Below are 23,913 nucleotides of genomic sequence, written 5' to 3' on the forward strand. Positions count from 1 at the left end.
ATTTACTCAGGTAGTACTACTTTTACAGGAAGCAGGTGTACTAAGTCTTAAAGACCTTTATATAGATGGGATAAAGATATAAGCCAATGTCAACCGTTATACTTTTGTATGGGTAAAGTCAGCTAAGACCAGCCGTGAACGCATCGAGAAGCAGTTGAAAACGATATGGGCTTATGTAGAAAAGATTTATAGAGAAGAGCAAAATCCTTTTTTGCCCGATAACCTTTTTTAACCAAACATAAATTAAGAGCAAAAACACATTTTAAAAAAGAACCGCCTAAAAATTACTTTTTAGACAGCCTCATCTCTCTTTTAAGTCAATTCTGCCCTATATGTTTGTTAGATCTAAAAAAAAATACTTATCGCTTAGGGACAGAGATTACACTTACAAAAACTATATCGCTCTCGTACACCCTGACTATGTGAATTAAAATAAATGAACCCCCTTATTTTGTTCCCCAAACTATCCCAAAAGTTCAAGACTATAGGTTCGAAAAACTGATCCGTCTAACTGATTGTTATAGCTCTTATATTTTAGTTTATAGAAAATACATTAAACTTTAAATACTAGATTCTTTAAATACACCTCTTTTAGGTTCTAAAACGAACATTACTTTTAGGTTCTATCTGTAATCCTTGTTTTATATCTTTAGTATCTCTTTTTTTTAGAATGGAGCGTTCTGGTGATTCTTTAAACAGATTCCTCATATCACGTATTTGTTTTTTACCTTTAGGATCCGTTTCGTTAAGAATGGACTGTATTTCACACGCATCTCCATTATTAATTCTGGAACCCACTCTGCCCTTCTTTACCTCATTGTACTTACCAATAGGTGTATTATTTGCATTATCAGATTGTTCCTTTGATACTACTGACGGCTTAGTTAGCATACTTAAATCAAATTTGACAGACTTAGCTTCTTTATTTTCCTGAACACGTGACTGTGTCGAAACCAATTTAGAGTGCTGCCCAACAAGTTTAGCTTCTGACTGCACTAATTCTTTTTTCATCCTTTTTGAAGCATCCTCTTTGTTTACGCCAACAATCTGATGATCTTCTCCAGATTTACTTTTAAATCCAAAAAATTTATGTATCCTGGTCGAAAAATTTAGCTTATTATCCTTTTTCAATTGAATTATAGCCTTGTCCTTATTTATTTTAATTCTGGCATTGGCAATATCTGTATTAGTTACTTTTACATAAGCATCATAACTTTTAGGATGTTGACGCTTACATTCAGGACTTTTTATATACTGCTCACGCCTTTTTATATCCTTTTCTACTATTTTAATATCCTTTTTTGTCCATATTAAAGACTTTAAAGTTCTCTCTTTGTATACTCCTTTGGGCTTCAATCCAGCTTTAACTTTAAGCTCGATCAATTCATTATTCATACGCTCCATATCTTGTCGACGATAAGGACTTCTGTGATCAAGCTTTTTCGCAGCTCTTAACATACCCTCACGAACCTTAATTTTCCTTTGTATTTCCGGATCTATCCTTATTGGCTGCGGGTTTATCTTTACTGATTCTAAATTCTGTTTTTCAACTCTATTAGACTCCTTCAATGCTACTTTAAGCTTGATAACAAGTTTATCAAGATTCTTTGCTAAAGCTTTATCGTAAAGGCTTAGATTTGGTTTCTTTTCTAACATTTTTAACTTCGCCTCAGACTCCTTAAGTATCTTTTCTATTGTTTTTGGATCCATCCTTTTTAATACTGTTGAATCTTTTAATATCAATTCTAAACCCTGTTTTTCTCTTAATATTTCCATATAATTGCATTTTTATTTAATTAAACTGGTTATTTTTATTCTCTTTCACAACTATATGTTAAGAGAAGAATAAACTCTGATACACTTTTCTTTAATCAAAAACATCTGCATGAGGAAGAAAAAAGATAATTATTAAGATTTACCATACCTACAACAACCTAAACCAATAACGGATTTAATAAAGTCCTTTTGACCTGATCTTTTCCCCGCTTCCATAAAAAAGACAAAAAAAAACACCAACCATAGCAAAAATTGCAGTAACAATAATTTAAAATTTTACTGATGGCTGCCTCAGGTCATCAACTGAGCGACAATGCCCTGATATAAAAGAATGCGAAACATAATTATTTTCTAATTAAACTATATTTTCCAAATGTCAGATTTTTATAAAATTTTACATGTAAAACTTTATTTTATTTTTTTATAGAATTAATTCTACATCAATAAAATCATTACTTAAGCTCAATAAAAACCACTATTCTTACAAAACAAAAGACAGCCCAAATTAAGCTGTCTTTTATTCCTTTCGAATTATTATTACTACTCTTTAAAATAGTTTGCTCCCCATATGGTATAGCGTTTTTTCATGGTTTTAATTTTTGCTTGAAACTGAGACCAGTTTTTGCTTTCTTTTGGCGACCACAATACTTCGCTTAAGGCACTCAAACGCGGGAATATCATATACTCTACTTTGGCAGGATTCACCATATATTCTGTCCAGACATTTCCTTGCGCTCCCATAACGTATTGGGCTTGTTGCGCATTTAACTCCTTAGGAATTGGCTCATAATGGTACACTCTCTCTAATGGTAAAAAACCACCAATGGTAACTTCTTTTTCGTTTTTAGTTTGTGAATGATCTAAATACACGTGGCTTCCCGGAGTCATAATCACCTGATGGTTTTCTTTTGCCGCTGCAATTCCACCGGCTTCTCCTTGCCAGCTCATTACTATTGCATTGGGTGCAAGGCCGCCTTCTAAAATTTCATCCCAACCTATTATGGTTCTACCTTTATTGTTAACGTATTTTTCTATTCGTTGAATAAAATAACTCTGCAGACCGTGCTCGTCCTTTAATCCTTTTTCTTTTATCATTTGTTGGCAAAATTCACTTTTTTTCCAAGCGTCTTTTGGGGCTTCATCACCACCTATATGAATGTATTTTGAAGGAAATAAAGCAATTACCTCATCCAAAACATCTTCGAGAAATTGAAACGTATTTTCAGTAGGAACAAATATATCGGCATGTACACCCCAGGTTTCCTGAACGATCTTATTTCTTCCGTTGGCCATCTCTTGTTTACTTTTAGCTGAAATCATAGTGTCAGGAAGATTGGTTTTCTCGTTAGGAAAACAACTCAACTCAGGATAAGCAGCAATAGCAGCGCCACTGTGTCCCGGCATTTCAATCTCCGGAATCACCGTTATAAAACGATCCGCAGCATATTTTACGATTTCTTTTACTTCTTCTTGTGTGTAAAATCCACCTTCGGGCGTATTATCACTTCCTTTACCGGGATAATGACCAATAATGCTTCCGTTTCTCTTAGAACCGATTTCAGTAAGTTTAGGGTATTTTTTAATTTCGATTCTCCAGCCCTGATCTTCGGTTAGATGCCAATGAAAATAATTCAATTTATGCAATGCCAAATAATCGATGTATTTTTTAACGAATGCTACTGAGAAAAAATGACGTCCCACATCTAACATAGCTCCTCTATAAGCAAACCGAGGCTCGTCTTTTACATTTACAGCTGCAATGGCAAGCGTATTGCTTTTTTCTGTTGGCAGTAATTGAATAAGAGTTTGTATTCCGTAGAAAGTTCCTATTGGAGAGTTTCCTGTAATTTCAACACCATTTTTATCTGATATTAAACTATAGCCTTCGCTTTTAAGTCCACCTATATTTTTAAGGCTTCCTAATTTAATATAGTTCTTACTTGCTTTTTGAGCAACAGGCAATACAAATCCGTAATAATCGGACAAATAACCGTTTAAAAAAGCAGCTGAAGCATCATCTTCTTTACTGGTAACAACTAAACTAGTTTGTGCATTAATCACAAAATTCCCCGCATTTTTAACAACTTTCACCGGCTGCGGAATGATATTTACTTCCTGTGCAAACGACAATGTACTGCATAAAAGAAGCGAAAAGAAAAATGATTTCATCCTATTTATTATTTAATTAATTATTGTTAAAACTCTAAATTCTGTCCAATGTAGGTTAACATCCAACAGATTATATCATTCTATTTTGTATAAGCTACAGCCAATTGTTTGCTGCTTCCTAAACCATCCATTCCTAATTCGATTATATCTCCGGCTTTGATGTAAATGGGCTCCGGTTTAATTCCTAAACCTACCCCCGGAGGAGTTCCGGTACTAATTATATCTCCCGGAAGCAAAGTCATAAACTGACTTAAATAATGCACTAAAAATGGAATTTTGAATACCAGATTTGAGGTATTACTGTTCTGGAATTTTTTACCGTTTACGGTTAACCACATCGGTATATTATTCACATCTGCAATTTCGTCCTGAGTTGCCAGAAAGGGTCCCAGCGGGGCGAATGTATCGCTTCCTTTTCCTTTGGCCCATTGGCCTCCACGTTCGATTTGAAAAGCTCTTTCGCTGTAATCATTAAGCAAAGCATAACCAGCAACATAATCTAATGCCTCAGCTTCTTCAACATAACTTGCTTTTTTTCCTACTACAAAAGCCAATTCAATTTCCCAATCGGTTTTTTCGCTGTTCTTTGGAATAATCAAATTATCATTTGGTCCGCACAATGCCGTAGTTGATTTAAAAAAGATAATGGGCTCAGCCGGAATTGGCGCATTGGTTTCTAAACAATGGTCTACATAGTTTAAACCGATGCAAATTATTTTTGAAGGCCTTGCAACCGGAGAACCTAAACGTACCTTTGTATCTACTTCCGGTAACACCGGATTACTTTCTAATGCTTTTCTTAGTTTCTCTAATCCGTTTTCTTCAAAGAATGTTTCGTTATAATCTGTTACTATTGAAGATACATCAAATCTTTTTTCCTCTATTAAAATACCCGGTTTTTCTTTGCCGGCTTCTCCAAATCGTATTAATTTCATTTTATTCTTAATTTAATATATTATACTTCTTCTTGCTTCTTTAAATGACCACTCAGATCCAGTTCAGGTTAAAAACAAAGCTTGCCACAACTCGATCGATAGCGAACAGGCGAAGCAATGGCACGAATTTTCACGAATTATTTTTAAAACTTAGAAATAATCATTTTAATCCTTCTAATCTGTGGCAGAAAAAATAGCCACAGATTTCACTGATTTAAAAGATTTATAAGTGAAACGTCTTTTTTTGTTTTCAAAATCTATATTCCTATGTGTTAAAAAAATAATTACACCCAACGGGTTTTAAATAATTATTTTGTCCTTTATTCAATTACATAAATCACAGCACTTCTTGCTCCGTGAGCTCCTATTACTAATGATTGTTCGATATCGGCTGTTTTAGATGGTCCCGCAATAAAAACACCAAATCCTTCTTTTGAAACCTCTACTCTTTCGTAGGCCTGATGTAAAGTATCAACTATGTCTTTTTTCTCTAGTACTAAAACCAAATGCTGACATATAAAAGGAATAAGTCTGTTAATCATTTGACTTTCATAAACCCAAACAGCACCATTTTCTGCTACTCCAATTGTTCCTTTAACATAGGCTTTCTCCACTTTTTCCAGTTCAAATGCTGATAAAGAACTGACCTGTTCGTCTACATCTCCAATTGCAGAAATTGTATTTACTACAAAACTCCCGTTCAATCTATCGGTAGTTAATTGTTCTTGCAATTCTGTAATATCTGAGATCAATACCGCCCTACCGCCAATACTTTCTAAAACTAATTTAAACTGCGCATAGACATCGTCATACTGAATCACAACACTGCTATCAATAACAGGAATCTCAACAAATTCAGGCTGATTCATTGCTATGGCACTCAATATGTAGTCTCTTGCACTCATTTTTTTATTAGCTGTTATTTTAATTTTGGCTTTTATTATTTTTTAAATACCAATCTCTAAAAGATTCCTTTGGAGCAACAGGCATTTCTCTTTGTTTGAACCAAACATTTAATTTATTGTTTACCACAAAAGGAAATAACTGCATACTCTTCCTCCCTATTTTGCCCAGCAGACGATAGATTTTAGGATTCGAGAACAGGAAATTCATTCCTTTCATGCTTAATTTTTTGCTCGCCGTAACATAACCTTCCGCAACAATTACTTGTCTCCATTTCCATAATTGTTCATGAATATTAATTTTTACAGGACAAACGTTAGTACAACTGCCGCATAAAGTGGAAGCAAAAGGCAAATCGGCATTGGCTTTCCTGTCTAAATTTGGATTTAAAATAGAGCCAATAGGCCCTGCAACAGCAGTATGATAGCTATGTCCGCCACTTCTGCGATACACCGGACAGGTATTAAAACAAGCTGCACAACGAATACATTTTAAGGAATTTCTAAAATCTTCTCTTCCTAATTGTTTGCTGCGTCCATTATCTACAATCACAATATGCATTTCCTGATTGGGTCTCGGTTTGTGAAAATGACTCGAGTAAGTTGTTATAGGCTGACCTGTAGCACTTCTGGCCAATAATCTCAAAAACACAGCTAAATGTTCTGCTTTTGGAATTATTTTTTCGAAACCCATACAGGCAATATGTACAGCAGCCGTGTGCGCTCCCATATCGGCATTTCCTTCATTGGTACAAACAACAAAACCTCCGGTCTCTGCAATCGCAAAATTAACTCCGGTAATTGCCAGTTGCGATTCTACAAACTTATTGCGCAAATGCTGCCTCGCTGCCTCGGTTAAATATTGCGGATCGTTATTTCCTTTTTCGGTTTGCAAATGCTCATGGAAAGTAGCACTTACGTCTTCTTTTTTTAAGTGAATGGCGGGCAACACTATATGACTTGGAGGTTCTTTTCGAAATTGAACAATACGTTCTCCTAAGTCAGTATCAACTACTTCTACACCATTATGTTGTAAATATTCGTTCAAATGACATTCTTCGGTTAACATACTCTTGCTCTTCACAATTTTCTGAATACCGTGTTCTTTGATGATTCTATGAACGATCTCATTGTGTTCTTTGGCATCTGCAGCCCAATGCACTTTTACACCATTGGCTTTCGCTTTTTCTTCAAATTCTTTTAAATAATTGGAGAGATTAGAAAGTGTTGCATTTTTGATCTGCGATCCCCACTCTCTCAATTGTTCCCATTCCGGTAAACCAAACGCCGCCTTATCCCTTTTTTCACGAACAAACCATAAGGTTTCGTCGTGCCAATTGGTTCTTGGCTCGTCTGCTATAAACTTTTCCGCTAATGCAGCGTGTTTTACCGTCATACTTTACTTTTTATACTGCTCTTCATTGGCGCATTTTTTTTTAACACATAGAAACATAGATTTTGAATTCTTAAAAAAGGCGTTTCACTTATTTGCAATACACATAGTTTATACCATGCGAAAGAAATGTGTTCCCCTTAAACATCCTTTTTTACCAATTAGAATCCATATCTCTATGTGTCTTAAAAAAACATCAACTAAAACCAACTCATCTATTCTATCTCTTATTAGTTACCATTTATAAAACTTCATTTTTCATATACTGCTCTTCATTGGTGCAATTTTTTTTAACACATAGAAACATAGATTTTGAATTCTTAAAAAAGGTGTTTCACTTATTTGCAATACACATAGTTTATAACATGCGAAAGAAATGTGTTCCCCTTAAAACATCCTTTTTCACCAATTTGAATCTATATCTCTATGTGTCTAAAAAAAACTCCAACTAAAACCAACTCATCTATTCTATCTCTTATTAGTCACTAATTGCCATTTATAAAACTTCATTTTTCAAACACATAGAAACATAACATTTGCAACTTTAAAACAGAAGTTCCACTTATTTCCTATACACATAGTTTGCTATGTGAAAGAAATGGGTTTCTTTTTACTATCCTTTTCTCATCAACTAAAATCTATGTTCCTATGTGTTAAAAAAAATCAACTAAAACCAACTCGTTTACTTTATTTTTTATAAAAAACCATTCAATATCTCAGCAATATGAATCGTTTTTGTCTTACTTCCTTGTCGCTTTAATATTCCTTCCAAATGCATCAGACAACTGGCATCTCCACCAGTGATATAATCTACCTCATTATCCTGGTGTTCATTTACCCTGTCTTTGCCCATTTTTACACTCACCGCTTCTTCAAATACACAGAAAGTACCTCCAAAACCACAACATTCATCACTCCGTTTTGGTTTGCTCAACCTAATGCCTTTTACCATATTGAGTAATTGCTCGGGTTTAGAAAATTCTGGCAGCATTCTTTCTGACATTGACGAAAGATGTAATCCTCTTTGTCCATGACAGCTATTGTGCAATCCGACTTTAAAGGGAAAATTGGCATTAATAGTTTCTACTTTCAGAACATCGGTTAAAAATTCGGTAAGTTCATAGACAGCGTTACGAATCTGTACTGCCACTTCCGGATGTTCTACATCTTGCAAATGCTCTTTTATATGTAAAACACAACTTCCTGACGGAGCCACGATATAATCAAATCCTTTAAAATTCTTAACAAAATTCTGATCACAACCTTTACTCAAATTTGCAAAACCACTATTGGCCATTGGCTGACCGCAACAGGTTTGTTCTAAAGGAAAAGTAACCTCACAACCCAGCTTTTCTAATAATTGCAAAGTCGCAATACCCACATTGGGGTAAAACTGATCTATATAGCAGGGTATAAATAAGGCGACCTTCATTGTAACTTAGTTGTTTAATTTTATAAAACCTCCATCAATAGGATAATCACAACCGGTAACAAAACCGGATTCATCACTGCATAAAAACAAAGCCAGGGCTGCCACCTCATCTGGTTTTGCCATACGTCCGATAGGCTGTGATTTGGATAATTTTTCGAACATTTCAGCTTCCTGACCCGGATAATTTTTGGCAATAAATCCATCTACAAATGGAGTATGCACGCGTGCCGGCGAAATCGAATTACAACGAATATTTTCGCTCATATAATCTCTCGCTACCGACAAGGTCATTGCCATTACAGCCCCTTTGGCAGTAGAATAAGCAAACCGATCCGAGATGCCTACCCATGCTGCAATAGAAGCCATATTTACGATTACACCTCCACCGGAATTTCTAAACTGAGGTACCGCAGCATGTAAACAATTGTATACTCCTTTTACATTTACGCTCATAATTCTGTCAAAATCAGCTTCGGGAGTAGTATCTACTTTACCTACGTGAGCAATTCCGGCGTTGTTTACCAAAATATTGATATTACCAATTTTCTCAAATGTTGCTATTACTTCTTGTTGATTCGCAACATTACAGGCATGCGAAAATACTTTCCCTCCACTTGCTTTTATTTCATCAACCGCTGTTTGGGCACTTTCTTCTGTTAAGTCGACAATATGAACTTCGGCTCCCTGCTTTGCAAACAAAACCGAAATGGCTTTGCCAATCCCGCTCCCGCCTCCGGTAACAACTGCTTTTTTGTTTTGTAGTGAAAACATAAATTATTTACTATTTTACTCGTTGGGCTTAATTAATTTAACACATAGAGACATAGCTTTTGAATGCTTTAAAAAGGCATTTCACTTATTTATAATACACATAGCTTGCTATGTGAAGGAAATGTGTTTCTTTTTTGTATTCTTTATCAACCAGAAAGAATCTATGTTACTATGTGTTAGCTTTTTTTACCCAAACAATTTGATTTATACTTTTTTGTTCCATTTTTAACTCCAAAGATTTTTCTTTCTATAAAGAAACGCCACGTTTCCACGGAATAAAATCATCCTGGTTTAACAATACTGCTTTTGGAATAATCTCGCCGCTGGCTGCTTTGATGCAATATTCCAGTATATCTTCGCCCATTTCTTCAATGGTTTTTTCGCCGCTTATAATCGGACCACAATCAATATCTATAATGTCGCTCATTTTTTTAGCCAAAACCGAATTTGTAGCTACTTTGATTACAGGACAAACCGGATTTCCTGTTGGCGTTCCCAACCCTGTGGTAAATAATATTAATGTGGCTCCGGATGCTGCTTTTCCGGTTGTTGCTTCTACATCGTTTCCCGGTGTACAAACTAAACTTAAACCTGCTTTTACAGCTTGTTCTGTGTAATCTAACACATCGATAACAGGAGCCGTTCCCCCTTTTTTTGCTGCACCGGCACTTTTTATGGCATCTGTTATTAAACCGTCTTTAATGTTTCCGGGCGAAGGATTCATATGAAATCCCGAACCTACTTTATGTGCCAATGCATCATAGGACTGCATTAAATCAATGAACTTTTTTGCCGTTTCTTCTGATGTACAACGATCGATAAGATTTTGTTCGACTCCACACAATTCCGGAAATTCTGCTAATAATACTTTACCTCCTAAAGCCACCAACAAATCTGACGTATAACCAACTGCCGGATTTGCCGAAACACCACTAAAACCATCACTTCCTCCACATTTAACTCCTAAACACAATTCGCTCAAAGGCGCCGGAGTTCGTTGTCGTTTATTTATTTCAATTAATCCTTCGAATGTTTTTTTAATAGCATCGGCAATTAATTGCTCTTCACTTTTAGATTGCTGCTGTTCAAAAATGTACAACGGTTTATCAAAATGTGGGTTTTGCTTTTTGACATCGTTTGTAAAATTTTGCACTTGTAAATGTTGGCACCCCAAACTTAGAACTGTTATTCCGGCAACATTTGGATGATTTGCGTAAGACGCCAATAAGGCACTTAATGTAGCCGAATCTTGTCGCGTACCTCCACAGCCTCCCTGATGATTTAAAAATTTTATCCCGTCTACATTTTTAAAAACTTTGTTAGTGTAGGGATCCGGAGTCAGTTGCACATCAATTGCATCGAGGCTTCTTCCGTTTTTATAGGCTTCAAGCAAAGCATGGGTATATTGCGTATACTTATCACTTACAGAATATCCCAATTCATTATGCAAAGCCTCGCGTATTACATCGAGATTTCGATTTTCACAAAATACAGTCGGTACAAATAGCCAATAATTTGCAGTTCCTACGCGACCGTCATTTCGTTTATATCCGTTAAAAGTTCTGTCTTTATATTTTGAAACATCTGGCGCTTTCCATTCAAAATCTATATCACGATATTTGTAAGGTTCAGCAGCATGTTTGAGATTTTCTGTCGTCATCAGACTTCCTTTTGCAACATTATATTGTACTTTTCCAACCAAAACGCCATACATAATAATTTCATCTCCTTCTCTCAAGTTGGTCGTATAAAATTTATGCTTTGCTTTGATTGTGTCTTGCAGTATATAAGTTTCATTCTCAAAAATTATACTTTCTCCTTTGGTCAAATCTGTTAAAGCCACCAGTACATTATCATCCGGGTGCATTTTTATGACCAATCGTTTACTTCCGTTATCTAACATAGTATGTAAATAGAATTTATGCTTTATTTGTTTGATGTGCATTAAATGCAAACAATAGTATTACTGAGAAACAGATCAGCGGAACAATGTAACCGTACTGAATGCTTCCTGTGCGATCTGAAATCAATCCTAAAACCGGGGGAAGCAATGCTCCGCCAACAATTGACATTACAATTAAAGAAGAACCAATTTTTGTGTTATGTTCAAGTCCGTCAATTCCCATTGAGAAAATAGTTGGAAACATGATACTCATAAAAAAGGCTATCGCTATTAAAGTATAAACTACCAACATTCCGGTACCAACTATAGCCAAGATCGATAGCAGTATATTAATAATGGCATAGATGATTAATAATTTTCTTGGTTGTATGTATTGCATAAAGAATGTTCCGGCAAAACGTCCAAGCATAAAAGCCAAACCGAAAAATCCTAAATATTTGGCTGCAACATCTTCAGCAAGTCCGGCAGAGGTAGTCGCCATTTTTATAAAAAAGCTTCCCACACAAACCTGTGCTCCTACGTAAAAGAACTGAGCTAAAATTCCCCAGCGTAACCGTTTTGATTTTAGGGCTCCTGTAAAACTTGCTCCATCTGCTCCCTCTTTATCTTCGTCTTTTACATCGGGCATATTGGTAAAATAAAACAAAACCGCTACCGCCAGAATAATTAGTCCTAAAACTAAGTATGGCATTTTTACACTTGCCGCTTCTTCTAAAACATAAGCATGTAATTCTGTAGGCGCCATAGCATTAATTTGAGCCTGAGTCAGATTTTTATCCGATAAGATCATTGGACCAATGTAGGCCGGAGCAATAAAAGCAGCTAATCCATTAAACGATTGCGAAAAATTTAGTCTTTTGGTTGCCGTTTCTGCCGGCCCCAATATGGTTACATACGGATTGGCTGCTGTTTCCAAAAAGGTAAGTCCACAGGCGATCACAAACAAAGCACCCAAAAAGTAAACGTATTGCAGCGAATTGGCGGCCGGAACAAACAAAATAGACCCCATGCCAAATAGAATCAACCCCATCATAATACCTGACTTATAACCGTATTTTCGCATGATAAAGCCAGCAGGCAATGCCATAACAAAATAGGCAATAAAGACTGAAGAGTCTATTAGAGATGATTCTAAATCTGTAAGATTAAACGCTTTTCTTAAATGTGGAATTAGTATCGGATCCAGATTGTGTACAAAACCCCAGAAAAAGAATAAACTGGTCACCAATATAAAAGGAAAAAGCCATTTCTTATTTTCCTTAGTATCAGTCTCTTTTTGAATACCCAACTGCGTTAGTAATGCCATATGCTTTTTATTAAAATTATGCTTATTTACAATTATAAAAGTAGAATACTTAAAGTATAATTATTAATTCAATATTACCCTTGTTTAATTATTAATTGTCAATTGTGATAATTTTAAACAAAGAGGTGTATTTAAAAAGAATGTGGAAAGTAAATTAAACCGGACAGGTTTTTGAAACCTGTCCGGTTTATAAACAAAAAGAGTCCCTGAAATTTTATTTGACACATAGACTCTATCTTCATGATAAAGGGTACTAAAAAAGAAACTCATTTCTTTCGAATAGCTTGTCGCTTGATTTGTATTTTTTAAATTACCCTTGTTTAATTAATACTTGTCTATTGCGATAATTTTAAACCAAAAAAAAGTACATTTAAAAAGAATGTGGAAAGTATTGGTTTACAACAGATCCGTCTTCAAACAGATCTATAATAGCGTAACCCGGAGGCGTTTGTTTGTAATAGGATTTTCCTGCTGAGTCTTTGTCTCCCAGCTCCCACCAAAAACCGCTCAAAGCGCCATTGCAGTAATAATGTACATTGTTGTAAACTGCTTCGTCCAATAGATGAATGTGTCCGCTCAAACAAGTGATTTTTTTGTCTTTATGTTTGTAAAAAAGGTCACTGATGTATTTAGAATCGGTATGATTTCCTCCGTCAACATGCGTGCATACAGCAAGAATAGGAAAATGACTCATACACATAATGGGAGTGCCAACAGGAATACTTTGCAAGTCTTTCTCCAACCACAAACGTTGCTCCTCATCTAATGAACCTCCTTCATTATTACTGTCTAATACTACAAAGTGCCATCCTTTTTTATCAAAACTATAATAGCGGTTTGGAATTCCTAATTGCTTTACAACATAGTCTTTCCCGTACATAACATCTTGTTTGTTTGGCGCTGCCCACCACATATCATGATTTCCGAGGCAGCTGTGTAATTCAAACCCGCTGATTCCTTTGGTTGTATGGTTCCAAATCTGCCAGAGTTCATTAACTCGTTCACGGGTAATATGGTCATAATCTGCCGCAAAAATCGAATCTCCGCCATTTAGAAAAAAATCTACTTTGTGTTTCTTAATTTCTTCTAAACATTTTTCAAACCGATCCGGTGCATTTTCTTCCGGTCGAATATGAACGTCGGTAATATGTGCAATTCGCAAAACTCTTTTAGATTTTACGCTTTTCTCTGCTGCAGAAATAATAGAAGTTGAACCACTCAGGGCTACAGTACCGGCAGTTAAACCAATATATTTTAACAATTCTCTTCTTTTCATTTTGTAGTTGATATATTTAAACCGGACAAGTTTTAAAAAACTGTCCGGTGAAAAATTATTTTACGGAATACGGTCTGTCTTTTGCAGAAACTCCCCAGGTTTTAGAAGGTTTCGCTCCCATGGTAAAAATTAATTCACCGCCTTTCATAATGTCAGAATGAAGCATATAACTTTGCGTATAAGGTTTTCCGTTTAAAGTCGCTTTTTGAATATAAATATTCTTCGAATTATTGTTTATTGCTTTTACAGTAAAGCTTTTCCCATCAGCCAAATTCAGTACGGATTCGTCCATAGTTGGGCTTCCGAAAACATAAATTCCGTTGAATGGGTTTACAGAATACATTCCCATTGCACTCCAAATATACCAGGCCGACATTTGCCCAACATCTTCATTTCCGCACAAACCATCCGGTTTATCACTGTATAAATGATCAACAATGTAACGTACTTTTTCGGCTGTTTTCCAAGGCTGACCAACAAAATTATAGAGATAAGTAATATGATGGCTCGGCTCGTTTCCGTGTGCATACTGCCCGATTAGACCAGTGATATCGCTTGAAGCTTCCGCTCCCATATCTCCGGTGATTGTAAACAAAGTATCCAGTTTTTTTGTGAATACTTTTTCTCCGCCCAACATTGTAATTAGCCCCTCTACATCATGTGGTACCAGCCACGTATATTGCCATGCGTTTCCTTCGGCAAAATCATCTTTCATATGTGCCGATTTAAACGGATCAAAGGGAGTTCTCCATTGCGTATCACTTACTTTTCCACGTACAAAAGTGGCCGAAGGATCATAGTACTTTTTATACGCTTTTGATCGGTTACTGAAATAAGTATAATCCTCTGTTTTACCCATTTTTTTTGCCATCATGGCAATCGCTCCGTCCGAAATAGCATATTCCATTCCAATCGCTACAGATTCTTTCAAACTATCTGCGGGAATGTAGCCTATTTTTTTTACGAAATTCAATCCGCGGTCGTCTTGCATTGCCGTTGCTTTTACCGCTTCGAATGCTAATTCTCCGTCAATTCCTTTGATTCCTTTTAAATAGGCATCAACAACAATCTGAATGGCACTGTTTCCGGGCATGCAATAGGTTTCATTCCCCATTAAATGCCAAACAGGAAGATGGCCTGTTTCTTTATAAATAGCCAACATCGAATTGACAATATCCGAAACTCTATCCGTTTGGGTTAACGTAAGCAGCGGATTTGCTCCTCTATACGTATCCCACAATGAAAATGTGGTTAAATTGGTAAATCCTGCCGCTCTGTGCACTTGTTTGTCAGAACCATAATAATCTCCATTGCTGTCATTATAAGTTGACGGTGCAATCATAGTGTGGTATAAAGCAGTGTAGAATGTTCTCATTTTGGCTATATCCTTCGATTTCGCCTGTATTTTATTCAACTCTTTATTCCATTTTTCATCCGCCTGAAGAGCAACTTTCTCAAAGTTCCAGTCGGCAACTTCTTTTTTAATGTTCATCAAAGCGTTTTCTGTACTTACTGCCGAGATACCCACTTTAATTTTAATTACTTCGTCTTTTAAAGTCGAGAACTGAAATACTGCCTTGGCACTGTCACCCAAAACCACTTTATTGATCATCTCCCTTGTATTGTTGTACAATTGGATTTTTTTAGCCGGTTTTGACAAAATGGCTGCAAAATAAATTCGTTGATCCGACGCCCAGCCTTTCGAGAAGCGATAGCCTTCAATCAAAGTATCATTTTTAACTCTGATGTAGGTATCCACGGCTTTGTCCCAGCCAATTCCTTCTACCAGATCTAAAACGATATGAGATTGATCTGAAGCCGGAAAAGTATATTTTTGAAAACCAACTCTTTCTGAGGCTGTCATTTCAGCTTTGATTCCGTTTTTCTTTAAAATAACAGAGTAATAACCCGGTTTTGCTACCTCATCTTTATGATCAAAACTGGAGATATAACCGTTGTCCATGTCTTTGGCTGTTCCTTTTTTCAAACTGATTTTACCAACTGCGGGCATAAAAAGCAAGTCACCAAGATCACCAATTCCCGTTCCGCTTAAATGGGTGTGTGAAAATCCAATAATTGTAGGATCAGAATAATGATACCCCGAACACCAATCCCAGCCTTGCGAAATATTGACCGGTCCTAACTGAACTGCCCCAAAAGGAACATTTGCTCCCATAAAAACATGCCCATGAAATCCCGTACCAATAAACGGATCTACATATTGTGTTAGATTTTGTTTAGTTGTCTGACTTTCCACTTGTAGGCAGCAAAGTCCTAAAATTGCAAAAAATGCTGATTTAAAATTTTTATTCATCGTATTTATTCTATTACATATGTATTTAATGCTTTCTCACGCAGATTTTGCAGATTTTATTTTACTTTTTTTTGATGTCAGGCTCTTATTTAAACACCTAGAAACGTATTTCTTTCATCTAATATGTTTAAATAACCTCCAATGCAAATAATTATCAGAAAAAAAATCCGCAAAATCTGCGAGAAAAAATTTTCTACTGTACTAATTCTCTACTACTTCACAATTTCAAAACTCGTTTGTAATGATATATCTCTCGAATTCGAACCTATTTTTATGTTGTATTTTCCTTCGTAGATTTTGAATTGTTTCTTAGTATCATCCCATTTCTGAAGTTCCTGCAATGGAATTTCCAATGTAACGATTTGAGAATTTCCTTTAGAGATTGATACCCGTTTAAAAGCTTTCAATTCTTTCAACGGCATTCTATCAACGTTCGGATATTCTATATACACCTGAGCCACTTCATCGGCATCATAATTTCCTGTATTATCAATTTTGATTTGCATCGAAATTTTATCTGAAGTAGTTTTAACATTCTCAGGTTTTTGAACCCAATTGTATGCAAAAGTCGAGTAACTTAACCCGAAACCAAACGGATATTGTACCTCTTTATCAAAATAACGATAGGTTCTGCCCGCCATGGCATAACTGTTATAATCCGGTAAATCACCGAAAGATTTGTAAAAGCTAACGGGTAAATGTCCGGATGGAGAAACTTTACCAAAAAGAAGATTCGCCAAAGCTGTCCCGCCCTGTTCTCCCGGATACCAGGCAAAAACAATTGCATCGACATAAGGCTCAATTGCCGAAATATCAACTGCACTTCCTCCCGTCACTACAGCTACCAATGGTGATTTAGTTCCTTTGCGAAGCGCTTTGATGTAGGCAATATGGGAGGCCGGTAAATCCATGTTTTTTCGATCGCCTTTACCGTCTGCAAGAAAAGCATCGCCTTCTTCCCCTTCATAAACCGGAGTGAAACCAATTACTGCAATGGTCAAATCGGCCATCGAAGCCGCCCAAACACCACCAAAATTTACTGTATCTGTAAAATCACAACCCATATCGTATTCTACACGCGTATCAGGATCGACAGCTCCTGCAATTCCTTCAACAAAATTTACGGCTTTGTCCGTGATTCCGTGATAATTTCCTAATAGTGCATCCAGCGAAGCTGCATTTGGCCCTACAACAACCATTGCTTTGTAATCTTCTTTTTTCAATGGAAGCAGTTTTGTTTTCATTTCGCCTATTTCGGCATTCTTTAACAAAACCATACTTTGTTCTGCCATTTTTCGGCTTAGATTTTTGTGATACGTATTTGCAATGCTGTCTATTCCATATTTCCGATACGGATTATCTTCTGCCTTGTCGTAAAATCCTAATTTAAATTGGGTACGCAATGTTGGTGCTAATGCATTATCAATATCTTTTGTAGTAATTAATTTTTGATTCAAAGCAGTAATAGCATCTTTTTGCAGTAATCCGCTGCAATCCATATTTACTCCTGCTTTTATTGCCGCTGCTGCAACCGTTACACTGTTGGGTAAAGTTTTATGGCTGTCGTAAATATCCTGCAATGCCCAACAATCGGTAACAACATGACCGCCAAATTTCCATTCGTTTCGCAAAATATCTTTTAATAAAGTTTTACCGGTACAACAAGGCTCGGAGTTTACCCGATTATAAGCACACATCACGGTTTCTACTTTTGCATCGACCAGTTTTTTAAAAGCGTATAAATACGTTTCTCTCAAATCTTTTTCATCCACAATCACATCAATAGAATGTCTGTTTTTTTCAGGTCCGCTATGTACCGCAAAATGTTTGGCACAAGCTGCTGTTTTCATGTATTTCGGGTGTGTTCCCTGTAAACCTTTTACATAAGCAGCTCCCATTTTTCCGGTCAAAAAAGGGTCTTCACCATAGGTTTCCTGCCCTCTTCCCCAACGCGGGTCTCTGAAAATATTAATGTTTGGTGACCAAAAATTCAATCCCATATATTGTAAACGACGGTCTTTGGCCACAGCCATATTATTTTTAGCTCTGGCTTCTGTTGAAATGGCGTTTGCAACCTCATTCAATAAATTATCATTAAAAGAAGCTGCCATTCCTAATGCTTGTGGAAAAACAGTTGCCTTTCCGGCCCTGGCCACTCCATGCAGCGATTCGTTCCACCAATTGTACTGCGGAATATCTAATCGTTTTACAGCTTTGCTTTCGAATCCCAACAAAGAAATTTTCTCTTCGGTTGTCAATTGTTTTAAGAGATCGGTTACTCTTTTATCAATTGATAAATTCTGATTTTTATACGGAAATCCTTTTTCCTGTGCGCTTGCAATCCCTATACAAAAACAAAAAAACAGTAGAAATTGGTAAGTTTTTAAACCATTCATTAGTAAGATATTTAAATTAATAAACGACCCGTTATCTGCAATTGCTGGAAATTATATTTACCACATAGAAAAATAGAAAATAAGTACAGCCACCAGGTACTTTCAGAAATTTAAATATAGACTTACTTCTGTTGATAATGTAATTCGATATTATCTAAATCTAATCATCAATTACCTTTCGCAAAATTCTAAAAACAGTCCTTTTTATAAATAAACAATAATTAATTCATGTTACTAGTTACTAATTGTAAAATGTATGCTGTAAAATGTGATATGCTAGTCTGAAAGAGTACATGTTTTAATTTTAATTAACAGATTTTCTTGCCTTTGGGCTAAGTGCTGAAATTTAGATAAATTGTTACTGTATTTCAGTGATCTGATACAATTATATGTTCGTATAAAGTAAGATAGTAATCAATAAAACAAAACGTATTATTTTTCACATTTTACAGTATACATTTTACAATATACATTACTATTCAACTAGCAATTTGAGTTAATTACTCTTTTAATCTCCAATACTTTATTGCGGTACAACATTTTCAAATTTACAGTTATTTTTTCTACATTTGCTTTTTACAAAATCGATTTAGTAAATTAATTCGTTTTTTAAAATTTTTCATAACTAACCTCTCAGTCCCTCCAAAATTAAACTTTTAAGGACTGATAAACCACACTTACCAAAACATGAAAAAAAAACTTTTTGTATGCTTAGCCTTTTGCATAATCTCTTCGACTTTTGCACAGAAAACACCAAAGGCAATCAAAGTTACTTATGAAAGAAGTTACAATGGAAAAAGTATCGAAAACCAGGATGCTGTACTTTTGTTTACTTCTAAAGAATTGAGTTTAATAACCTCTGATAAAATTACTCAGCAAAAAGCAGATTGGCCTTTCGAACAGACTTTTGTAGCTTTTAATACTAAAACGATTTTGCAATCGGCACAACTGAAAGCCAATCAATCTATTCTTAGTCAGGATACTCAAGCTTTGGCAAGCCAAAAATTTGAGTTGAGCAATGAAACCAAAAAAATCCTGAATTATACCTGCAAAAAAGCAACAACCTCTGTAAACTCAAATAAAATCGAGATTTGGTATACCACTGAATTGGGACTGAAAGGTGGACCAAGCGTTCTCGGACAGGATTTAGGTTTGGTTCTGGAAACAAATCGCAACGGTAATTCTATTGTTTCGGCATCCAAAATTGAGGTTCTGAAAACTGTTCCTGCTGTTTTAAAAATACCTGCTGTACCAACTGTTGATCAATTGACTTATAAAGATTTATTGTGGAAAAGCCGTTTTACAAACATTGCCGTTTTCAACAAAGAGCAAATTAACTTTTCATCTGATTCGAAATCAAATGACAGTATTTTGAGATTTGCAAACGGTACTATTATTGTTCGAAAAGTAAAGTTTCCTGAAATAAAAAACGGAAGCGCCATTTTTGCAGATGTTACTCAGCAGTCTAATGGAGATGCTTATGACAGAACAGGTTCGGTTTTTATGATTCCAATGGATAAAAAAAGTTCCTTCCTTGACGGATTAAAAACCGGAGTTAAAACATTACCTGTTTATGACAACGGAAACGGTAAAAAATATCAGGGTGTCGTAGCAACAGACGACTACACCCCTTTGCTGGAATTAATGCGTTTTTTCACTCCTTTTGGTGTGAAGCATTTTAACTACCTACAGCTCAAAAACAAAGTTTGGCAGGACAGCGTTTTTTATCGTCAGGACATTTCACTCTTGCAACCTAAACTGAGTAATCAGGAAGTTTATATCGGAATGTTTATTGGCAATTATGACAAGGGCGGACACAAAGCAAGCTTGAATATTTCGATTCATGAAGGCGAAGACAACAACAAAAAAGGCGATTTTATTTTACCATTATTCAATACCCTTAATGTAATGGAAATGGCAGGACAAGATTATGCAACGATGTTTGATAACGAAAAAGGGCTTGAAATGTCATTTGAAGTTCCACAGGGCTATAAAAATTTCAAACTGAGTTATACCACAACAGGTCATGGGGGCTGGGAAAACGGCGATGAATTTTTACAGAAAAAGAATACCATTTTTATTGATGGCAAAGAAGTATTTGGATTCACTCCGTGGCGTACCGATTGTGGTTCTTACCGATTGAGCAATCCCGCTTCGGGCAATTTTGGCAATGGTTTATCCTCATCAGATTTAAGCCGCTCTAATTGGTGTCCGGGAACAACAACTAACCCAAACTTAATAGATTTAGGAAATCTGTCGCCGGGAAAACATACAATTCGTGTAGTTATCCCAATGGGTAAACCGGAAGGGACTAGTAGCAGTGCTTGGAATGTTTCAGGTTTTTTGATTGGGGAAAGGTAATTGATAATTAAACTTAGATAATATTGACTTACTCTCGCCAAAGAAGTCTTTCTATATTTAAATTTTAAAAACTTAAATTAATCAAAAACAAGGAATTACAACTTTTAAAGCTACCATTTTTAAATTGTCATGATTCTAAGTCTTTGTTTAACTCTGTTTTTTTAGTAGTAATTTTTTACCATTAAACCACCAAACTTCAAAAAACATGAAAAGAATCACACTTTGGCTGTTGTTTTTCTCGATGAGCTGGACAACAATTGTTGCACAAAACTACACCCCCACTGAAGGAAATCTGAAAAACAGGAAAGAATTTCAGGACGATAAATTTGGAATGTTTGTTCACTTCGGTCCCTATAGCATTCTGGGCAATGGCGAATGGATTATGAACAACCAAAACATTAAAGTAACAGAATACGGAAGATTGCTTACTGTTTTTAATCCACAGGAATTTGATGCTAAAAAATGGGTTGGTATCGCAAAAGCGGCAGGAATGAAATACATCACTGTTACGACTCGTCATCACGATGGTTTTAGCAATTTTGACACCAAATTATCCGATTGGAAAATTACCAATACGCATTTTAAAAGAGATTTATTGAAAGAACTGGCAGACGAATGCCATAAAGAAGGCATTAAATTATTCTGCTATTATTCGCTTTTAGACTGGACGAGATCTGATTACCAATACGAAACAGGAAAAACGGGAAAAGGAACCGGAAGAACTCAAAAAAGTGATTGGGAAAGTTATATTCGTTTTATGAAAGGCCAATTGACCGAATTATTGACTAACTACGGAGAAATTGGAGGAATTTGGTTTGACGGTCATTGGGATCAATTGGATAATGATACAGATAAAACATTACAGTCTAAAGTCAATTGGCATTACGATGAAATTTACAAATTGATTCATTCCTTACAACCCAACTGTTTAATTTCAAACAATCACCATTTGACTCCGTTACAGGGCGAGGATTTTCAAGCATTTGAAAAAGATTTACCGGGAGGAAATACTTCGGGATTCGGAGGGCAATCTGTATCTCAATTGCCTTTAGAAACTTGCGAAACCATGAACAATTCCTGGGGATTCAATATCAATGACCGAAAATACAAATCGACAAAAGATTTAATTCATTACTTAATCAATGCTGCCAGTCTGAATGCCAATTTCCTTTTAAATGTGGGACCAATGGCAGACGGATCCATTCAGCCTGAATTTGTGGCAACTTTAAAAGAAATCGGAGTCTGGATGGATAAAAACGGAAAATCCATTTACGGAACAAGAGGTAATGTAATGAAACCGCAGGATTGGGGAGTATGCACTGCCAAAGACAAAACCCTGTTTGCACACATTCTCAAAACTCCAAATCAAGCTGATTATATTTTTATTCCTGAAATGAAGCAAAAAATTAAAAAGTGTTATCTGATGGACAGCAAAAAGGAACTAAAATTCAAACAACAACCAGAAGGAACATTTGTGTATCTGAATGGAGTCAAAATCGATGCAATTGATACTATAATCGAAATGCAAATACAGTAACTACTTGTGGGTTGTGAGATGTGAGTTATGAGTTATGGGTTGTAAAATGTAAAATATAAAATGTGAAATGTGAAACAAAATGTCGACTGAAAAGTGGTACGTTTTGTTTTACAGCTTTTTGCAAGATAAACATAGATTGTAATAGATTTTATTTGAATTCTCGAACGACAGTAATTGATAACAACTTTAGACTCGGTTTCTAAGTAAGATAGTAAATCAATGAAATAGAAATTAGAATTGTTTTTTTCTTTCGTAAGTATTTTATTCATTAAAGTTTGGTTGTTGTTTTCTAATACTCACTTTCTCACAACTCATAACTCATAACTCATAACTCATAACTCACAACTCACATCTCACCCCCCCACAACTTAAACTAATTTTCACAAACATGTTAAACAAAACTCTTTTCTTCTCACTTGCTGCTTTTATCGCACTTGAGAAAGGAACTGCACAAACTACTTTTTCTGCCGAAAAATTCCTTAAACATGATACTTACCTGGCTTCCGATAAATTAGAAGGTCGTCTTGCGGGAACAAAAGGCAACAATGAAGCGGCAGCTTATATCAAAAAATACTTCAAAAAATTTGGACTAAAAAAGTTTAATACCAGTTACTATCAGCCTTTCAAAATATTCATGAAACCTGATATTAATAAAATAAAATCAGACAGTGTCGCAACGCAGAATGTTGTGGGATATCTTGAAGGTTCCGATGAAAATTTAAAGAAGGAATTTATCGTTATTGGGGCACATTATGATCATTGGGGTTGGGGCGGAAAAGGTTCCGGCAGCAAGAAAAAAGACACGATTGCCATTCACAACGGGGCTGATGATAATGCTTCGGGGGTTTCGGCTCTTTTGTCTATACTCGAAGAATTTCACCATAACAAAATTGCTCCCAAAAGAAGTATTATTTTTATTTCTTTCAGTGCCGAAGAAGAAGGTTTATTGGGTTCAAAATACTTTGTTAGCCACTTACCTGTAGCTAAAAATGCTGTAAAAGTAATGATCAACATGGACATGGTTGGAAGACTAAACGAGAAAAAAGAACTTTATATGGGTGGTGCAGGAACCTTTCCTGATGGTGTTGAACTTATGAAAAAATTAGGTGAAAACAGCGGGCTAAATCCGATTGTTTTTGCGGGAGACGTTGGCGGTTCTGACCATGTTACCTTCTATAAAAATGACATTTCGGCTATAGGATTGCATACCGGTGGACATCCGCAATATCACACTCCTGAAGACGATACGGCACTCATTAACAGCGAAGGTGGAGTTTTAGTTTCTAAATACATTTATAATGCTTTAGTTGCTATTGCCAATTACGAAAAGCCTTTAGCTTTTATAAAGCAAAATTAAATTCTCTTTTACAGTTTCTTTATCAAAATGTACCGTTTATTTTAACCGCAGAGGGCGCAAGGATTTACGCAAAGTTCGCAAAGAT

At 35.8% G+C, this 23,913-nt stretch carries 15 protein-coding genes; 3 read left to right on the forward strand and 12 right to left on the reverse strand.

Annotation, left to right across the window (positions count from 1 at the left end; translation table 11 throughout):
* Positions 1 to 591: 591 nt before the first annotated feature.
* From G3A47_RS13905 to G3A47_RS13960, 12 genes are all read right to left on the reverse strand, one after another.
* Complete coding sequence (locus tag G3A47_RS13905) at positions 592 to 1,776, reverse strand: hypothetical protein (protein ID WP_166923296.1); 1,185 nt, start codon at positions 1,774 to 1,776, stop codon at positions 592 to 594.
* 540 nt (positions 1,777 to 2,316) lie between these two features.
* The gene (locus G3A47_RS13910; protein WP_166923298.1) at positions 2,317 to 3,945 is read right to left on the reverse strand and encodes a beta-N-acetylhexosaminidase; all 1,629 of its coding nucleotides are present in this window, start codon (positions 3,943 to 3,945) and stop codon (positions 2,317 to 2,319) included.
* Positions 3,946 to 4,025: 80 nt separating this feature from the next.
* Positions 4,026 to 4,880 (reverse strand): fumarylacetoacetate hydrolase family protein, encoded by an 855-nt coding sequence (locus G3A47_RS13915; protein ID WP_166923300.1) that lies wholly within the window; start codon positions 4,878 to 4,880, stop codon positions 4,026 to 4,028.
* Between the two features lie 320 nt (positions 4,881 to 5,200).
* Complete coding sequence (locus tag G3A47_RS13920) at positions 5,201 to 5,785, reverse strand: LutC/YkgG family protein (RefSeq protein WP_166923302.1); 585 nt, start codon at positions 5,783 to 5,785, stop codon at positions 5,201 to 5,203.
* Positions 5,786 to 5,804: 19 nt separating this feature from the next.
* Positions 5,805 to 7,178 (reverse strand): lactate utilization protein B, encoded by a 1,374-nt coding sequence (locus G3A47_RS13925; protein ID WP_166923304.1) that lies wholly within the window; start codon positions 7,176 to 7,178, stop codon positions 5,805 to 5,807.
* A gap of 691 nt (positions 7,179 to 7,869) precedes the next feature.
* On the reverse strand, positions 7,870 to 8,607 hold the full coding sequence (locus G3A47_RS13930) for a (Fe-S)-binding protein (protein WP_166923306.1): 738 nt from the start codon (positions 8,605 to 8,607) through the stop codon (positions 7,870 to 7,872).
* A 6-nt stretch (positions 8,608 to 8,613) separates the two neighbouring features.
* Positions 8,614 to 9,378 carry an SDR family NAD(P)-dependent oxidoreductase gene (locus G3A47_RS13935; protein ID WP_166923308.1) on the reverse strand — a complete coding sequence of 255 codons (765 nt, stop codon included), beginning with the start codon at positions 9,376 to 9,378 and terminating at the stop codon, positions 8,614 to 8,616.
* 247 nt (positions 9,379 to 9,625) lie between these two features.
* Positions 9,626 to 11,281 (reverse strand): UxaA family hydrolase, encoded by a 1,656-nt coding sequence (locus G3A47_RS13940; RefSeq protein WP_166923310.1) that lies wholly within the window; start codon positions 11,279 to 11,281, stop codon positions 9,626 to 9,628.
* Positions 11,282 to 11,297: 16 nt separating this feature from the next.
* Positions 11,298 to 12,587 carry an L-fucose:H+ symporter permease gene (gene fucP / locus G3A47_RS13945; protein ID WP_166923312.1) on the reverse strand — a complete coding sequence of 430 codons (1,290 nt, stop codon included), beginning with the start codon at positions 12,585 to 12,587 and terminating at the stop codon, positions 11,298 to 11,300.
* A 370-nt stretch (positions 12,588 to 12,957) separates the two neighbouring features.
* The gene (locus tag G3A47_RS13950; protein WP_166923314.1) at positions 12,958 to 13,863 is read right to left on the reverse strand and encodes a metallophosphoesterase family protein; all 906 of its coding nucleotides are present in this window, start codon (positions 13,861 to 13,863) and stop codon (positions 12,958 to 12,960) included.
* A gap of 55 nt (positions 13,864 to 13,918) precedes the next feature.
* Positions 13,919 to 16,177, reverse strand: a complete 2,259-nt coding sequence (locus G3A47_RS13955; protein ID WP_166923316.1) for a GH92 family glycosyl hydrolase — start codon at positions 16,175 to 16,177, stop codon at positions 13,919 to 13,921.
* Between the two features lie 212 nt (positions 16,178 to 16,389).
* Entirely contained in the window at positions 16,390 to 18,573 is a 2,184-nt protein-coding gene (locus tag G3A47_RS13960) for a glycoside hydrolase family 3 N-terminal domain-containing protein (RefSeq protein ID WP_166923318.1), read from the reverse strand.
* A 687-nt stretch (positions 18,574 to 19,260) separates the two neighbouring features.
* Here G3A47_RS13960 and G3A47_RS13965 point away from each other — a divergent pair.
* The 3 genes from G3A47_RS13965 to G3A47_RS13975 all read left to right on the forward strand — a co-directional run bounded on the left by G3A47_RS13965 (position 19,261) and on the right by G3A47_RS13975 (position 23,828).
* A complete protein-coding gene (locus G3A47_RS13965) occupies positions 19,261 to 20,934 on the forward strand; it encodes a GLPGLI family protein (RefSeq protein ID WP_166923320.1) in 1,674 nt (557 codons plus the stop codon).
* Positions 20,935 to 21,139: 205 nt separating this feature from the next.
* Positions 21,140 to 22,471, forward strand: a complete 1,332-nt coding sequence (locus G3A47_RS13970) for an alpha-L-fucosidase (RefSeq protein WP_166923322.1) — start codon at positions 21,140 to 21,142, stop codon at positions 22,469 to 22,471.
* Positions 22,472 to 22,859: 388 nt separating this feature from the next.
* A complete protein-coding gene (locus G3A47_RS13975) occupies positions 22,860 to 23,828 on the forward strand; it encodes a M20/M25/M40 family metallo-hydrolase (RefSeq protein WP_166923324.1) in 969 nt (322 codons plus the stop codon).
* The last annotated feature ends 85 nt before the right edge of the window (positions 23,829 to 23,913 follow it).

It is taken from the genome of Flavobacterium poyangense, from assembly GCF_011751075.1.
GTDB classification, from domain to species: domain Bacteria; phylum Bacteroidota; class Bacteroidia; order Flavobacteriales; family Flavobacteriaceae; genus Flavobacterium; species Flavobacterium poyangense.

Coding starts and splice junctions, on each gene's coding strand:
- G3A47_RS13905 (WP_166923296.1), bottom strand. CDS start 1,776: ATGGAAATATTAAGAGAAAAACAGGGTTTAGAATTGATATTAAAAGAT.
- G3A47_RS13910 (WP_166923298.1), bottom strand. CDS start 3,945: ATGAAATCATTTTTCTTTTCGCTTCTTTTATGCAGTACATTGTCGTTT.
- G3A47_RS13915 (WP_166923300.1), bottom strand. CDS start 4,880: ATGAAATTAATACGATTTGGAGAAGCCGGCAAAGAAAAACCGGGTATT.
- G3A47_RS13920 (WP_166923302.1), bottom strand. CDS start 5,785: ATGAGTGCAAGAGACTACATATTGAGTGCCATAGCAATGAATCAGCCT.
- G3A47_RS13925 (WP_166923304.1), bottom strand. CDS start 7,178: ATGACGGTAAAACACGCTGCATTAGCGGAAAAGTTTATAGCAGACGAG.
- G3A47_RS13930 (WP_166923306.1), bottom strand. CDS start 8,607: ATGAAGGTCGCCTTATTTATACCCTGCTATATAGATCAGTTTTACCCC.
- G3A47_RS13935 (WP_166923308.1), bottom strand. CDS start 9,378: ATGTTTTCACTACAAAACAAAAAAGCAGTTGTTACCGGAGGCGGGAGC.
- G3A47_RS13940 (WP_166923310.1), bottom strand. CDS start 11,281: ATGTTAGATAACGGAAGTAAACGATTGGTCATAAAAATGCACCCGGAT.
- fucP (WP_166923312.1), bottom strand. CDS start 12,587: ATGGCATTACTAACGCAGTTGGGTATTCAAAAAGAGACTGATACTAAG.
- G3A47_RS13950 (WP_166923314.1), bottom strand. CDS start 13,863: ATGAAAAGAAGAGAATTGTTAAAATATATTGGTTTAACTGCCGGTACT.
- G3A47_RS13955 (WP_166923316.1), bottom strand. CDS start 16,177: ATGAATAAAAATTTTAAATCAGCATTTTTTGCAATTTTAGGACTTTGC.
- G3A47_RS13960 (WP_166923318.1), bottom strand. CDS start 18,573: ATGAATGGTTTAAAAACTTACCAATTTCTACTGTTTTTTTGTTTTTGT.
- G3A47_RS13965 (WP_166923320.1), top strand. CDS start 19,261: ATGAAAAAAAAACTTTTTGTATGCTTAGCCTTTTGCATAATCTCTTCG.
- G3A47_RS13970 (WP_166923322.1), top strand. CDS start 21,140: ATGAAAAGAATCACACTTTGGCTGTTGTTTTTCTCGATGAGCTGGACA.
- G3A47_RS13975 (WP_166923324.1), top strand. CDS start 22,860: ATGTTAAACAAAACTCTTTTCTTCTCACTTGCTGCTTTTATCGCACTT.